This is a genomic window from Paenibacillus wuxiensis, from assembly GCF_040195695.1.
Classification (GTDB): Bacteria; Bacillota; Bacilli; order Paenibacillales; family Paenibacillaceae; genus Paenibacillus_B; species Paenibacillus_B suaedae.
In genome coordinates this window covers 74,073-86,717 of the sequence record NZ_JBEFZI010000015.1, presented here as the reverse complement: position 1 = coordinate 86,717, position 12,645 = coordinate 74,073, and the positions used below count along the sequence as shown (strand labels likewise).

Here is a 12,645-nt window from a genome sequence, read left to right as displayed (position 1 = left end):
CCCCCAGCTGCTATTGTAGCTTAATGATCGTAATCGACGTCTGGTCGAAGGTTCTATCATTGGGTTCAAGATTAACTAAAGTCAGAATACTTGAACTAGCTCCTGTATTAATGATCGTATTCGATAACAATGACGTAATGGCTTGAGAAGCTCCTGGCAAGGACTGCATCTGTGAATCTGTTCCCGGAATCGTTGTTCCATCCAATTGCAGAGCAACATGTGCGGTAATGTTACCTGCTGTGAGCAGCTCTGCCTTCGTCCGGTAAGCAATATAATAGGTTTGATTCGGTGCCAACACGATATCCGTCGAGGCAGGAGTATGCGTAATGGAGGTGCCGTTCAACGTGAAATTCTCCTCGAATGGAATTGCGCTGCCAGACGCAACCAGAATAGAACCAGGGGAACGGATGAATGCATTGTTCGCCGTGATCTGCACTCCGGTTGCTCCGGTCGCTCCGGCTGCTCCAGTTGCCCCTGTTGCCCCGGTACTTCCCGTTGTTCCGGTCGCCCCTGTCGCTCCGGTTGCTCCAGTTACACTTGCCCCAGTCGCTCCGGTTGGCCCAGTAACACAAGGGCACACTCCTGTTGGCCCAGTGGCTCCTGTCGCTCCAATCGCGCCAGTACCGCCAGTTGAGCCTGTACTACCTGTGATACCTACGGCACCTTGTGCGCCAGTTGCTCCGGTTGCTCCGGTTGGCCCCGTTGAGCCTGTGCTGCCAGGAAGTCCAGTTGCTCCGGTTATCCCAGTAGAACCAGCTGCTCCTGCAGCGCCTCCCGCCCCCGTACTGCCAGTAGCTCCAGTTGAGCCTGTCGAGCCAGCAATGCCAGCTGCTCCGGTATCGCCCGTTGCTCCCGTCGCTCCGGGCACTCCAATTGACCCAGTTGGACCAGTAGCTCCGGTTGCGCCAGTAGAACCCGTCGCGCCCGCTGCTCCGGTTGCTCCGGTTGGCCCTCTTGTACCGACTGGTATCTGCAGCACCTCTTCCAGCTTGTTATTAAGCACGAATTCGAGCTTAATCGCTTCTCGCAACGTATTCACGATACTGTCGTTTACTGCCAGTACATCACTCACTGTAGCAGGCGTAGTTAATCCCGGCAGCGTTCCTAGCGTGAATTGGAGCTTTTCTGCCTCCGCATTAACAATGTGGCTTAGTCCTAACTCCTCTAACGCTATTGAGGCTAACAGCAAATTCACCGCTTCGTTCGTCGACACAGAAATATTCGGCGTAATATTAGGGATATTGGCTTGCGACACGATTTCTCACTCCCTTGCTGACATCATCAGATTGCTAATTTAGCGCAATAATGCTTATATTTACGTTTCGATTGCTGTTGGAGCGTGAGAACAGCATGATGCTGGACGGTGCTCCCGATGGTGTATTCACAATCACGCTTCCCTTTAACGTTGCGAAATTCCCCGCAACGGTACTCATAAATATCGTTAGGATGCTTTCCCCATTAAAAGTCAGAATCACATCTAGTCCTCCTGAAGGGTTGCTCGCATCAATATCAACTTGTGCCACGATATAGTACGTATGATCGGGTTGAAGCAATATCGTGCTCGAACCCGGAGTGAACGAGATTAAGCTGCCGCTCAGCAATCTTGCCGTAGCGAACTCCAAAAATCCCGCCGGACCTGCAGGTCCAGGTGTAATGATACTCGCGAAATTCGCCGTAGCTAGCGCCATCGCCCCAGTTATCCCTGTTGCCCCTGTCGCTCCGGTGGCTCCAGTGGAACCCACTGCTCCGGTCACACCCGTTGCTCCCGTTGCTCCGGTTGAACCCGGTATTCCTGTTGCCCCTGTCGCTCCCGTTGGGCAGCCAGTAGGGCAGACACCTGTAGGCCCCACAGGGCCGGCGTTGCCTGTTATACCGGTAGGGCCAGTAGGACCGACCGGACCTGCAGCTCCTGTATTACCAGTGAGCCCGATTGATCCGGCTAGACCAGTAGAGCCAGTTGCACCTGACACGCCTGTAGTGCCGGTTGCTCCGATCGAGCCCGTTGCTCCTGTCGCTCCCGTCGAGCCTGTTGGCCCAGTAGCACCTATCGTGCCTGTTGCTCCGGTTACACCAGAGGAACCGGTTGCTCCGGTTGCTCCAGTCGCACCGACAGGCCCTGTGATGCCAGTAAGCCCAGTTGCTCCAGATGGACCTGTAACCCCAGTTGCACCAGTCGATCCATTAACCCCTGTGGATCCTATGGATCCCGTAGCACCAGAGCTTAGCAAGGGAACAAGACCCTCTACAATTCTATCGAGTTTCATCTGTGACACAATTTCCTGCTGCACGACCACTTTCAATGTATCTAGTGTACTGCTGTTCAGCGCTAGCAGTTCTGGAATTGTAGGCACTGTGGTCAAGCCTGGAATTGTTCCCAATGCAAATTGAATTTTCTCGCCTTCAGCGTTAAGAATATGACTTAGTCCTAATTCCTCCAATGCGATCGAAGAGAGCAATAGAGGAATTATTTGATCCCTGGAAATCGAAATAGTAGGTGTAATATTGGGTATGTTTGCTTGCGACATTTCACTCACCCCTTATGAAGTGCCATAGTAAGAGACCTAGCATCATATCCGATGTGCTCGCATATGGGAAAATACTGAGCCTCATCTTATAAATCACAATATAGCAATTACCGATATCGACACATTCGTGAAATCCGTTGCCACACCTGACGTATTGATAAGCTCTAACGTACCTGGAGTCCCCCCGGTTTGAATGATCGTGTGTGAGGACAGCTCTACGATTACACCTGCAACGGTATCGTAACTTGCAGTCGTGACGATGACATTAATTCCATTGAATTGCAGAGTCGCGGATGCGGTCGTTCCGGCGGTCGTAGCCTGCGTCTCGTAATCAACGAAGTACGTATGATTTGGAGCAAGTACGATTGTGGGTGTCAAAGGTACATGTGTGATTAATGTACCATTTACAGTTAAATTCGTTTCTAATATAAGCGGAGCGCCATCCGCTACCGTTTGTGTTCCGACAGTGACAAAGTCGGCGTTGTTCACCGTAATCAAGCCTCCGGTGGCTCCAGCTACTCCGGTGGCTCCGGTGCTTCCAGTCGCACCGACTGCTCCAGTCACACCTGCCGCTCCCGTTGCTCCTGTAGCGCCAACCCCATTAGGACCCGTCGCTCCGGTCGGCCCTGGTGGACAAACCGGACACGGCCCGGTAATTCCCGTTTCTCCGGTTGCACCGGCGACTCCTGTTGCTCCTGTTGCACCCGTATCGCCCGTTGCTCCAGTAACACCTGTTGGCCCGGTCGTTCCCGTTACTCCAGCTGCACCAGTCGCTCCGATGGCCCCTGTAGGGCCAGTCTCGCCTGTTGATCCAGCCGTACCCGCAGCCCCGGTGGCTCCAGTTCCACCTGTTAATCCAGTTGCCCCTGTCACTCCGGTCAGCCCAGTTGGCCCTGTCGGGCCCAATGCCCCCGCTGAACCAGTCTCGCCTGTTGCCCCCGTGCTTCCAGAAGCTCCAGTGCTTCCGGTAGCTCCGGTAGGCGATAAGCCGGTTGGCCCTGTTGGGCCAGTAGCCCCCGTTCCCCCCGTTGGCGGTGAGGCTGCCGCATTCAGTACCTGCTCCAGTTTGTCCTCAATAATCAATTCCTTTTGAATCGTCGCCGCCAACACGCTGCGAACGCTGGCATTGGTTTGCAATACATCGCTAATAGTTGCAGGAGCTTCTAACCCAGGAAGCGTCCCAAGGACATATTGAATTTTCTCTGCCTCCGCGTTCACTAGATGACTAAGCGAGAGTTCTTCCATAGCCATTGAAATAAGCAATAAATTGATTGCATCGTCTCTAGTAATACTTATTTGGGGTGTAATGTTCGGTATATTGGGATTTGACATCCAGCTTCCCTCCCTCAGGAAAGTAGTTCCTGATAGATTGTGAAAACGTACCATGTAATAGGAATCTACTACCTAGCGATTGAACAATATCGCTATCGCTCCTTTTATTTTATGTAAATCGATTTTTATTGCGTGGGACAAAATAGAACAAAAAAAATCGATTCTCACGAATCGATTAAAAATAAGAGTTTGCCATGCATTTTCCATGCACATGATATATTCTTCATCTTGTTTCACTCTTGATACTCCACATCAGTCTGTCCAACTAACAGCTGGTCATGATTCTGCCATTCATGTAAACGGAGTTACCTGTCACGATTTTCTTGCCTTAACTACATAATGAAAATTGATTACTCTTAATCCTTTGTCAGTTGCATGCTCTGCAAATACCTGTTCAACGCCCCGAAGACAAGCTGACCAGACATATTCACGAACTTCCTTCCTCTGCCCAAAGCACTTCTTAATGAGCACATCTTCCGGCCTTGTCAAATACTCTACTTCCTCAACCAGTTGAACCTGAAAATCGGCCAATCCAGCTGATCGCTGAAACTGATATCTCGTGACCAAATCATCCAAATCGTAAGGATCATAAGATAGCGGGGTAAACAATCCAGGGAGCAGGCTTCTAAGCCCACCATCTGTCCCTCCATGATATAAACCCATCATCATCCCATTCGGCTTAAGAATTCGAGATGCCTCCTCGTATAACCACGGCCCCTTCTTCGTATAAACGAGGTCGAACGTGTTGTCTGCAAAGGGCAGCAATGCATCCTCCGCATTTACAAGCATGAAATGTACCGACTCACTTCCATTGAGCTGCTGCGCCTTTCGGATAAAATTCTCTCGATTATCTATTCCAACAGCTTCCTTCACTCTATGATTCCAACGTCTAGTAAATTCACCGTGCCCACATCCAACATCTAATATCCGTGCATCACTAGTGAGATGCGACATTATCTCCTTTTCATAAATCATTTCCGCTGTTGGCTCTTCAAAGGTAGATTTCCACGGATACTGGTATTCTCCTACGATATCATTCAGCTCTGCATACCACTCAGGGCTATGCGGTTGTATCCACTCAGGATGCAGCGATGGATCGGGAAACATTACAGTTCTATTCATGATTACACCTTCAGCCTTTCTCGCTCATCACATCAATCAAGAGCGTTGGTTCGAATATGATTTTTTCGATTTCGCCATCTTGGTCCTCTTTAACTGCTGTAAGCCCAACAGGTCGATATGCCCCTGTATCGATAATCAACGTGTTGCTTATGCGATCAAATTCCGCTTTCCCTAACTTGCAAGGCGTGTGTCCGATAAATTGCAATTTACCAATATTCTTGAGTTTCCCTCGATTCCACAACACGCTGTCTGGATGAGAACCATGCACATCACCAACAACCAACAGTTCCATATTCGTCCTCCATGAAGTGGCAACACTCACTGGCCATCGATACCCATTATATTCCTATAGAACATGTTCGATCCTCACTCTCATTTTCCTCTATCAAATAGAAAACGTACCCCGATAACCCGATAGTACGGTTACTTGGATACGTTTCATCTTCTTGCATCATGTACACTTATATATATTCTGTGTTTTTCTTAACGCGGTAATATGGGCAATATGATGATTGCCATGCCAAGCGTACAACCCGACATTATAATCTAATCGAATTACTTCTTTGGAACCCGGGTGGTAAAACTGTTTTTGAAAATCAGCCTCAGATAACGATCGCAATAACACACCCCATCTCTGATGCAATGCTTCGAGCAACTGAATCGATAATTGGATATTTGTATGTACCGAGTCCGGCAGTTCAGCCCATCGTTCTTCATAATAGGGCTTAATCTCAGGTGTATCTTCCGTTAGAGCAAGCTTGAATCTGATAAAACTATTCATATGACTATCTGCAAGATGGTGTACAACTTGGCGTATTGTCCATCCACCTTCGCGATATTCCAGGTCTAACTGCTCTTCAGATAAGTCTCTTACGGCATCCTTCAGTCTGACAGGGAACTCTTCAATCTCGTTGATCCAAAGATCGCGTTGCGAAGACGAAATCTCTCCGGTGTGCTCAAATCTACCAATGGGGTATCGCTTATCCAACTGATTCATCAGGGATCACTCCTATTTTCACTGCATATTCCTCACATCTTAAGTGAACTCCAACAGCTTACGCCTTGGATCAATCCATAGCTGCTCTTAATGTAAAGTACATGAGATTGTCCTTCAATTGACTCGCTTGATCAAATCCCATTTTCTTAAGCAGGCTCTGCGATTGAATATTATCTACTTCCGTTGTCGCTTCTATATAATCTAGCTTCATGATATCAAATCCCACTCGAATTATCGGTAGCAAAGCTTCCTGCATCAGTCCTCTTCCCCAGTATTTTGGCGACAAATCAAAACCGATTTCAGCTTTACTTTCGTATTCCACCGTAGACCAGCAATGATAGCCACATGTCCCAACTAGTTCGTTGTTCTCTTTGCTAAATAGTCCATATCGACAACCTGAATCATGAATATGAAAAGCAATAATCTCTTCTGCTTCTGTTAACTCCGTGCACACCTCAATATCCATAAATCTCGTAACTTCTGGGATGGAAAAGTGTCTATATACGGCATCCGCATCTTCCAAAGTTAATTCCCGCATACTCAATCTTTCCGTTTCAAGTTCTGGGTATATCATCTATCATTCTCCTTTTCAACTGCCTACCGACATTCTTCTTCTGCTAAAATAGACACTTAGTACATTAAACTCGATATGCAGCATAAGAGGCAACCATATGGAATGGGTATGATCAGCGATTATGCCGAAGAAAATACCGCCAAAGAATGCAAATAGCATAAATCGGATACTCATGCGTGACAACCTATAATATTGAAGGTGGCAGATGGCAAAAAGAAAGGCTGTTATCAGAACAGCAGGGGTAACCGATAACCCCATTATGGTTAAGGATGAGCTTGTGGGCAAGCTGCTGCTTAATAGCGGAAGCACTAATCCTCGAAATACCATCTCTTCAAGCAGAGGGTAAGTTAAACAAAAGTGAATGGTATCGTAAATCCCGATCGGACGATATCCTGACCTTTGAGCCAAGAATACATTTACGATTGCAACAATGAAGAATAATGTCATCACTGGCATGACGCGTTCTGGTATTTTGTAAATATACTGCTCCCCATACCATAGAGATAGTACGGATACTACAATTACGGTCATTCCCCAAAAAATGATTGTTGATTTCTCGACATCAACTCGAGTTACTACTTTTAATATGCTTTGAACGATTATGAAAGAGAACGTCAATAACAGAGATATGCCAATCGCCAATAACAATGCTCTTCACACCTTCCATCTAAGTTATGGTCACCATCCGATCGACATGAGGAACAATATTATTTCGCTTGCTATTTACAGCGGTTGCTAGTTACTCTTAAGGCAGCTGCAAGACCATCCAGTCTTCATCGAAATATTGCCCATTATATTTTAAGGCACGGCGCTCAATGCCATAGGTCTGGAATCCGACCGTGGAATACAGCCTCTTAGCTGGTTCATTGCTCGATACCACTGTTAAATTAATCTGCTCTACGCCATCGATTTCGCTCGCCCTCGCAATTAAGGCAAGCAGCAGGTTTTTCGAAACCCCGCTCCCACGCATTTCTTCTCTCACATACATCCCGAACACATTTCCTTTGTGGGCAGTTTTCATCCCATTCTCTCGTACAAAAGCAGCTATTCCTAGTAACAATCCTTCGTTATCAAACGCACCCATCACAAATTTGTCCATACTTGATTTGACTCGCTCCATTACCGTTTCCAGTGTGAAATTCGCTTCCCACTCATAAGTAGAACCAAATGCTTCAGGATTTGTCTGCAGCCCTGTCAATCTAAGCTCCTGATAAGCCTGTGCATCACTCTCTTGAAGAACTCGTATATTCATTCTCCTGCCCCATTTCTCTCGAAATGTCACTAGTCTATTTAACTGTTCACTTCGTCACAATTTCTAAGCGCATCTTAGATTCGTTCAACGTTTTCTTCATTTATCTATCGATGTAATTAAAAAGTGAATCGATAAACAATCTCATCCTCATATACAACCCTAGTCTCACAAAACCCGAGCTTTTCATACAGCTTTCTAGCTGCTACATTATCTACACATACCGTTAAATTCACACACACGCTTTTCGAGTAATTTTCTCTTATGTAACGAATTGCAGAAATGATCGTTTCCTTTCCATATCCCTTACCTTGTTCATTTTTATCAATGATCAATCCATTTAGCCAATAGGATTGGGTTGTTGTATCATCTACCGTAATCATGACAAAGCCCACTAATCGACTCTCTGCATTATACACACAAAATGGTAGATATTGATATTCATCGCCATCTGGACGGATATGTACCTTGGCTAAAGACACTGCTACTGATGGGACAAAATGGTTTTGATGTGCTTGAACTTGCAAGTTTAATGCATCTTTCCAATTCTCACGTGTAGTCGGAATTAATCTGATCATCACTACATCACTCATCTCCATCCGCCTTATGAAAGCCCTGTCGTATTTTGCAACACAATTCTCCATCCATCTGGGTCACAAATGGTTATCCCATTTTGCTGCCAGTAAGGATTTTCTGGTTCCACAATTGGGTAGCCCATGGTGACTAATCTAGAAACGATATCATCCCGTTCCTGTACGTCTGGTATATAGAACACCAGCAAATTATCTGAAGAGGGGGGCGGTACAGGCACTGCATGTACTTCCTGCGTAAACTCCAAATGATAGTGAACATCCGGAAGACCGATCATTACGCCATCGTAGCCATTATGATTTACAAATGAACCTACTACTTCGAGACCAAGACCTTCCGAGTAGAATTCAACAATCTTCTGTAATTGATGGGTGGGCCTTGCCACTCGAAATTGAACAGCGGGCATATTCTTCGACCATGTCTTATTCATAACATACAGCCTCCCATATTCATCCTCTGACTCACGATTTCGCATAACAAATGAATGGTATGATTCACAAACCCATCAATATCTTCTCGTGTCAGATAGATAAACTCATGATCTTCTGCAATTGAACTTTCATGGTAAAACTCCGTTATATTTTTGATCTGCTGACTCGTTTGACCTGCAGGGAAAAAGCTCAAAAACTCTGGATATTCATCTATATGCTGAAATTCAGTCCAAAAAATACTCTCTTTATTCTCTTTGAGATATACGAAGTCATGGCCGTACCAATCTTTCTTAACTAATGGAGTATACTCTGGTGTATTTATTATGGATTGAAATACCTCTTCCTTCTTCTTATGATTGGTGAGTTTGATCCACTCTTCATCCGTCACCAAGTGAAAATAATAGCCTAAATAATAGGAGCCCTTGGGGGATGAGATATCAATAGGATCTGCAAGATACTGCTCATAAAATGACTCGGCGGTTATGACACGATTAATTTTAAAATGAGTAATTTCCTTCGGGGGCGTAGGTTTTCCATCCTCACCAATGAGCCCACAGTCTGGGCCTATATTCCCTACTAGAAAATCAATTTTTGATACCGGTAGATTTCTACTGATCAATGCTTCAGCAATTCTAAAATGCGTAACCCAAGTCGCCATCATACACGCTCCCTCAGCTAGAATTTATCGCTTGCAAATTGTTTCTGCTTAACCTGGAATGTAAGTATGCTCTGCAAAACTGGCCAGTTCTTCAAAGTGATTTCGTTCATAGAATCGTTTAGCTCTCCAGTTGGATTTCGCCACACGCAGACAAACACTATCTATCCCCTTGTTCGCTCTCATATGTGCAACACAGTGTGCCAATATCACACCGCCATATCCACAATTCTGGTAATCTGGATTCACTACCAAGTCTTGAATGTAATTGTTATGGATGAGATAAGAACCGATCAATTGATTCTCTAGCCAAAATGAACGAAGTTCATCGCTGCGTGTCTTGTTTTGAAGCAAGTTAAGGAACTCTACCCGATTAGAGCTATGCCAATCCGTTATCTGACCATTTTCCATCTGTAATTGGAGGTATCCCCGATCAAATAATTCAATAAATTCTTGCAGCATGGAGTGTTCAAACTGCTTTTCAATCAATTGTGACGGCGGTACATCTGGTACTTCTGTCTTGGTATATATGAGATGATATCCTTCCATATCCGATTGAAATCCGATGCTTCTTATAAACGCAATGACCTCTTCATTTTCCCCATATACATTGAAGCAAAGTTCCTTTCCATCGACTCTCGCCAAGAACGTCCGGATTGTCGTATCAATTAACCCTAAGATGAAGGTTGATTCGTTCATTGACATTTTTGGAAAAGAAACATACGCAATCGTGCAATCATCATTCTCAGCTGCACAAAATACACCATGAACTTCTTCCGTTCGACTATAATGAAAGACGGATACAGCTTGCTCACGAAACGCTTCGCTCACAAATTCTCTAGCTTGAGGAGATATGTGACCGACTAATCTCAGTATATCTTCTCTAGTTTCTGCCTCTACTATTACCATTAGCAGCCTCACTTCTTAATTGACTTTATTGGTGCTGTAAATACAACACGACCCAGCCTTTGATAGCTATTATCTCGGACTGGGACGTTATTTGTATCAGATGTATTGACCTAGTTTAACCAGAACGATCCTTTTTACCTTTAATTATGATTGTAACAATGTAATTTTGCTTGTTTTGGCAATTTTATTCCACTCGCTTAAATAAGGCACATATCCGATATCTTGAGGCTGATCTGGCAGCCATGCAATCAGTTCAAGTTCATTATGATCAGGATCATTAAAATAAATGGCTGCCGCTGGCATCCATGTATGTACAATCGGTTCCGTTGGCTCTTTGCCCAGAGCTTGAATCGGCTCTATCCCTTTCTCCTTTAACCAGTCAATTGCTCCAGTTAATAACTCCACATCTGTTCCGAATGCAAAATGTCTTCTTTGCACCTCATTACTCTCCGGAACTTCCCAAAGCCCAAGCAATTGGCGATCCTTCCCGATATAGAAAAAGGCAACTCTTCTTTCTCCATCGAGTAAAGATAGTTCAAGACCTAGATTCTTATAGAATTCAATCGATTTATCCAGGTTCTTCACTTGTAAATGTGTCTCATATAAGTTCTGAATCATAATGATGCTCTCCTTAGGCTTGTGATCTATTAATTTGTCATATTAGCAATTTCCTAATTCTATGCTATGCATAATAGCCACCTTCTATTAAATAGGTTCCTGTCTCTTTATAATGCTTATAGATCCTACTGAATGCCCTGTTTGCTTTATGCTGAGAAGCTCCGTCACTTAGACAGGGTCGAATTACTTTCACTACTTGTGTCATGCTCGTATCACCCGTAATCTCACCAGAGAATAACTTTTCTAACTCTAATTCAAATATCCCCTCAAAATTCTCTGAACAATCCCCATATACATAGATGGCTTTGTTATCATTCATTTCAAGTAATTTGAATTCAATACAGAATGCCATAACATTACCGTCTTTCTTAGGTTTCTTAATAGCCGTTTTTTCCTAGAGTAGTTGTATCCATCAATCTGTCCAAAGTCGGGGCATTCATTAAATACCCTTATTTCATTTATTGATCATATATTGAATTACGGGGTACGAAATGATATCCCGATCTCTATATGTTGATGTGATTACATCCTGATGTTTGCTTACAATTCCATTTTGTAGTATCACCGCATTAAAGCCTCTTTCACGAGCGCCATTATAGGTAAACAATACGCAATGTTCTGCCGCATACCCTGCCAGGACGATGAATTCAATTTCATGATTCTTAAGAATCTGCTCAAGTTCTGTCTCCCAGAAAGCATTGGGATTCTCTTTTGTCAAAATGATATCCTGATCTTGAATTTCAATTTCCGAAATCGTACGATAGTCATCACGATTTGTATCCGTAATCCCTTCGATGTCTTGAATATGAACGACAACATGATCATGAGAACGAATCATATCAGCTACATAATTGATATATTCGCATGCTCTGTTTACAACTTTCTCTTCAACGTCTTGCAGGTGAATGGCCTGCATATCAATGACTAGAAATCCAATTTTCATCAAAGACACTCCTTCGAAGTATATTTATGGAGCAATACATTCATAAAACGATTGAATTTGCGAAACGCCCCAACCCTAGATAGCTTTATCTTAGGCTGAGGCGCTGGTTCTCTGAGTTGCTTCCATGATTATACATCCTAAATCCAAAGGAGGATAGACCCAAACGCATAGTCCTACTACCACTTCACCATTGGGAATCACGATACAAAAATCCCTTTATCCTTTCAATGCTTCTCTTACTCTTAGAGCATTTTCTAAAGCACTCCTATCTCTGTTTCTTCCATTAATAGATTTTGTCAGTTGAATCATCTCAAAAGCTTCTGCTACATCAACCCAGCGTACCTCTTGAGTCTCAGCATCATGCTCCGTCACCATGCCTGTTGGTTCCATCATGAAATATTTTGTCCTACACGTATCCGATTCAAATTCCCCAGGAACTGAAGCTATAATATTACATGCATACCCCGTTTCTTCTTGCACCTCTCTTCTTGCTGTTTCTTCGGGAGTCATATCTTCTACATCCGGGCCTCCCTTTGCAAATGTCCATACATATCCACCCCAATGATTCTTCGGGCTTCGCATGAGCACTTTACCTTCTGTATTAAATACAATTCCTCCATATGCCATTTCTTTATCCATATCACTCAGCGCCTTATTTACATGATTGTATATTCCTACCGCATTGCTCAACAACCATCC

16 protein-coding genes are annotated in these 12,645 nt (G+C 44.4%); all 16 read right to left on the bottom strand.

The window, feature by feature from the left end; all coding sequences use genetic code 11:
* Nucleotides 1-10 precede the first annotated feature (10 nt).
* Entirely contained in the window at nt 11-1,255 is a 1,245-nt protein-coding gene (locus ABN764_RS26710; protein ID WP_446673627.1) for a collagen-like triple helix repeat-containing protein, read from the bottom strand.
* A 34-nt stretch (nt 1,256-1,289) separates the two neighbouring features.
* Nucleotides 1,290-2,525: an alpha-helical endospore appendage domain-containing protein gene (locus ABN764_RS26705; RefSeq protein WP_446673626.1), complete on the bottom strand. Its 1,236-nt coding sequence runs from the start codon at nt 2,523-2,525 to the stop codon at nt 1,290-1,292.
* Between the two features lie 93 nt (nt 2,526-2,618).
* Nucleotides 2,619-3,857 carry a collagen-like triple helix repeat-containing protein gene (locus tag ABN764_RS26700; RefSeq protein ID WP_268626068.1) on the bottom strand — a complete coding sequence of 413 codons (1,239 nt, stop codon included), beginning with the start codon at nt 3,855-3,857 and terminating at the stop codon, nt 2,619-2,621.
* Between the two features lie 312 nt (nt 3,858-4,169).
* Complete coding sequence (locus ABN764_RS26695; RefSeq protein WP_446673625.1) at nt 4,170-4,979, bottom strand: class I SAM-dependent methyltransferase; 810 nt, start codon at nt 4,977-4,979, stop codon at nt 4,170-4,172.
* Between the two features lie 10 nt (nt 4,980-4,989).
* Complete coding sequence (locus tag ABN764_RS26690) at nt 4,990-5,271, bottom strand: hypothetical protein (RefSeq protein ID WP_446673624.1); 282 nt, start codon at nt 5,269-5,271, stop codon at nt 4,990-4,992.
* 159 nt (nt 5,272-5,430) lie between these two features.
* Nucleotides 5,431-5,976: a YfiT family bacillithiol transferase gene (locus tag ABN764_RS26685; RefSeq protein ID WP_446673623.1), complete on the bottom strand. Its 546-nt coding sequence runs from the start codon at nt 5,974-5,976 to the stop codon at nt 5,431-5,433.
* A gap of 70 nt (nt 5,977-6,046) precedes the next feature.
* Complete coding sequence (locus tag ABN764_RS26680; RefSeq protein ID WP_446673622.1) at nt 6,047-6,550, bottom strand: GNAT family N-acetyltransferase; 504 nt, start codon at nt 6,548-6,550, stop codon at nt 6,047-6,049.
* Nucleotides 6,551-6,565: 15 nt separating this feature from the next.
* A complete protein-coding gene (locus ABN764_RS26675; protein WP_155987241.1) occupies nt 6,566-7,081 on the bottom strand; it encodes a CPBP family glutamic-type intramembrane protease in 516 nt (171 codons plus the stop codon).
* Between the two features lie 214 nt (nt 7,082-7,295).
* Nucleotides 7,296-7,802: a GNAT family N-acetyltransferase gene (locus ABN764_RS26670; protein ID WP_446673621.1), complete on the bottom strand. Its 507-nt coding sequence runs from the start codon at nt 7,800-7,802 to the stop codon at nt 7,296-7,298.
* A gap of 116 nt (nt 7,803-7,918) precedes the next feature.
* Nucleotides 7,919-8,392: a GNAT family N-acetyltransferase gene (locus tag ABN764_RS26665; RefSeq protein WP_446673620.1), complete on the bottom strand. Its 474-nt coding sequence runs from the start codon at nt 8,390-8,392 to the stop codon at nt 7,919-7,921.
* A gap of 11 nt (nt 8,393-8,403) precedes the next feature.
* Nucleotides 8,404-8,820 (bottom strand): VOC family protein, encoded by a 417-nt coding sequence (locus ABN764_RS26660; RefSeq protein WP_251489029.1) that lies wholly within the window; start codon nt 8,818-8,820, stop codon nt 8,404-8,406.
* Complete coding sequence (locus ABN764_RS26655; protein ID WP_446673619.1) at nt 8,817-9,482, bottom strand: hypothetical protein; 666 nt, start codon at nt 9,480-9,482, stop codon at nt 8,817-8,819. The genes ABN764_RS26660 and ABN764_RS26655 overlap by 4 nt, the downstream gene beginning before the upstream one ends.
* Nucleotides 9,483-9,527: 45 nt before the next feature.
* Nucleotides 9,528-10,385: a GNAT family N-acetyltransferase gene (locus ABN764_RS26650; RefSeq protein ID WP_446673618.1), complete on the bottom strand. Its 858-nt coding sequence runs from the start codon at nt 10,383-10,385 to the stop codon at nt 9,528-9,530.
* A 144-nt stretch (nt 10,386-10,529) separates the two neighbouring features.
* On the bottom strand, nt 10,530-11,003 hold the full coding sequence (locus ABN764_RS26645; RefSeq protein WP_446673617.1) for a VOC family protein: 474 nt from the start codon (nt 11,001-11,003) through the stop codon (nt 10,530-10,532).
* Nucleotides 11,004-11,457: 454 nt separating this feature from the next.
* Nucleotides 11,458-11,946, bottom strand: a complete 489-nt coding sequence (locus ABN764_RS26640) for a cysteine hydrolase family protein (protein ID WP_446673616.1) — start codon at nt 11,944-11,946, stop codon at nt 11,458-11,460.
* 216 nt (nt 11,947-12,162) lie between these two features.
* Nucleotides 12,163-12,636, bottom strand: coding sequence for an NUDIX domain-containing protein (locus ABN764_RS26635; protein WP_446673615.1), 474 nt, complete (start codon nt 12,634-12,636; stop codon nt 12,163-12,165).
* Nucleotides 12,637-12,645 lie beyond the last annotated feature (9 nt).

Bases quoted from the DNA above. Each gene is read 5' to 3' on its own strand.
- ABN764_RS26705 (WP_446673626.1), bottom strand. From the start codon at position 2,525: ATGTCGCAAGCAAACATACCCAATATTACACCTACTATTTCGATTTCC.
- ABN764_RS26700 (WP_268626068.1), bottom strand. From the start codon at position 3,857: ATGTCAAATCCCAATATACCGAACATTACACCCCAAATAAGTATTACT.
- ABN764_RS26695 (WP_446673625.1), bottom strand. From the start codon at position 4,979: ATGAATAGAACTGTAATGTTTCCCGATCCATCGCTGCATCCTGAGTGG.
- ABN764_RS26690 (WP_446673624.1), bottom strand. From the start codon at position 5,271: ATGGAACTGTTGGTTGTTGGTGATGTGCATGGTTCTCATCCAGACAGC.
- ABN764_RS26685 (WP_446673623.1), bottom strand. From the start codon at position 5,976: ATGAATCAGTTGGATAAGCGATACCCCATTGGTAGATTTGAGCACACC.
- ABN764_RS26680 (WP_446673622.1), bottom strand. From the start codon at position 6,550: ATGATATACCCAGAACTTGAAACGGAAAGATTGAGTATGCGGGAATTA.
- ABN764_RS26675 (WP_155987241.1), bottom strand. From the start codon at position 7,081: ATGACCGTAATTGTAGTATCCGTACTATCTCTATGGTATGGGGAGCAG.
- ABN764_RS26670 (WP_446673621.1), bottom strand. From the start codon at position 7,802: ATGAATATACGAGTTCTTCAAGAGAGTGATGCACAGGCTTATCAGGAG.
- ABN764_RS26665 (WP_446673620.1), bottom strand. From the start codon at position 8,392: ATGAGTGATGTAGTGATGATCAGATTAATTCCGACTACACGTGAGAAT.
- ABN764_RS26660 (WP_251489029.1), bottom strand. From the start codon at position 8,820: ATGAATAAGACATGGTCGAAGAATATGCCCGCTGTTCAATTTCGAGTG.
- ABN764_RS26655 (WP_446673619.1), bottom strand. From the start codon at position 9,482: ATGATGGCGACTTGGGTTACGCATTTTAGAATTGCTGAAGCATTGATC.
- ABN764_RS26650 (WP_446673618.1), bottom strand. From the start codon at position 10,385: ATGGTAATAGTAGAGGCAGAAACTAGAGAAGATATACTGAGATTAGTC.
- ABN764_RS26645 (WP_446673617.1), bottom strand. From the start codon at position 11,003: ATGATTCAGAACTTATATGAGACACATTTACAAGTGAAGAACCTGGAT.
- ABN764_RS26640 (WP_446673616.1), bottom strand. From the start codon at position 11,946: ATGAAAATTGGATTTCTAGTCATTGATATGCAGGCCATTCACCTGCAA.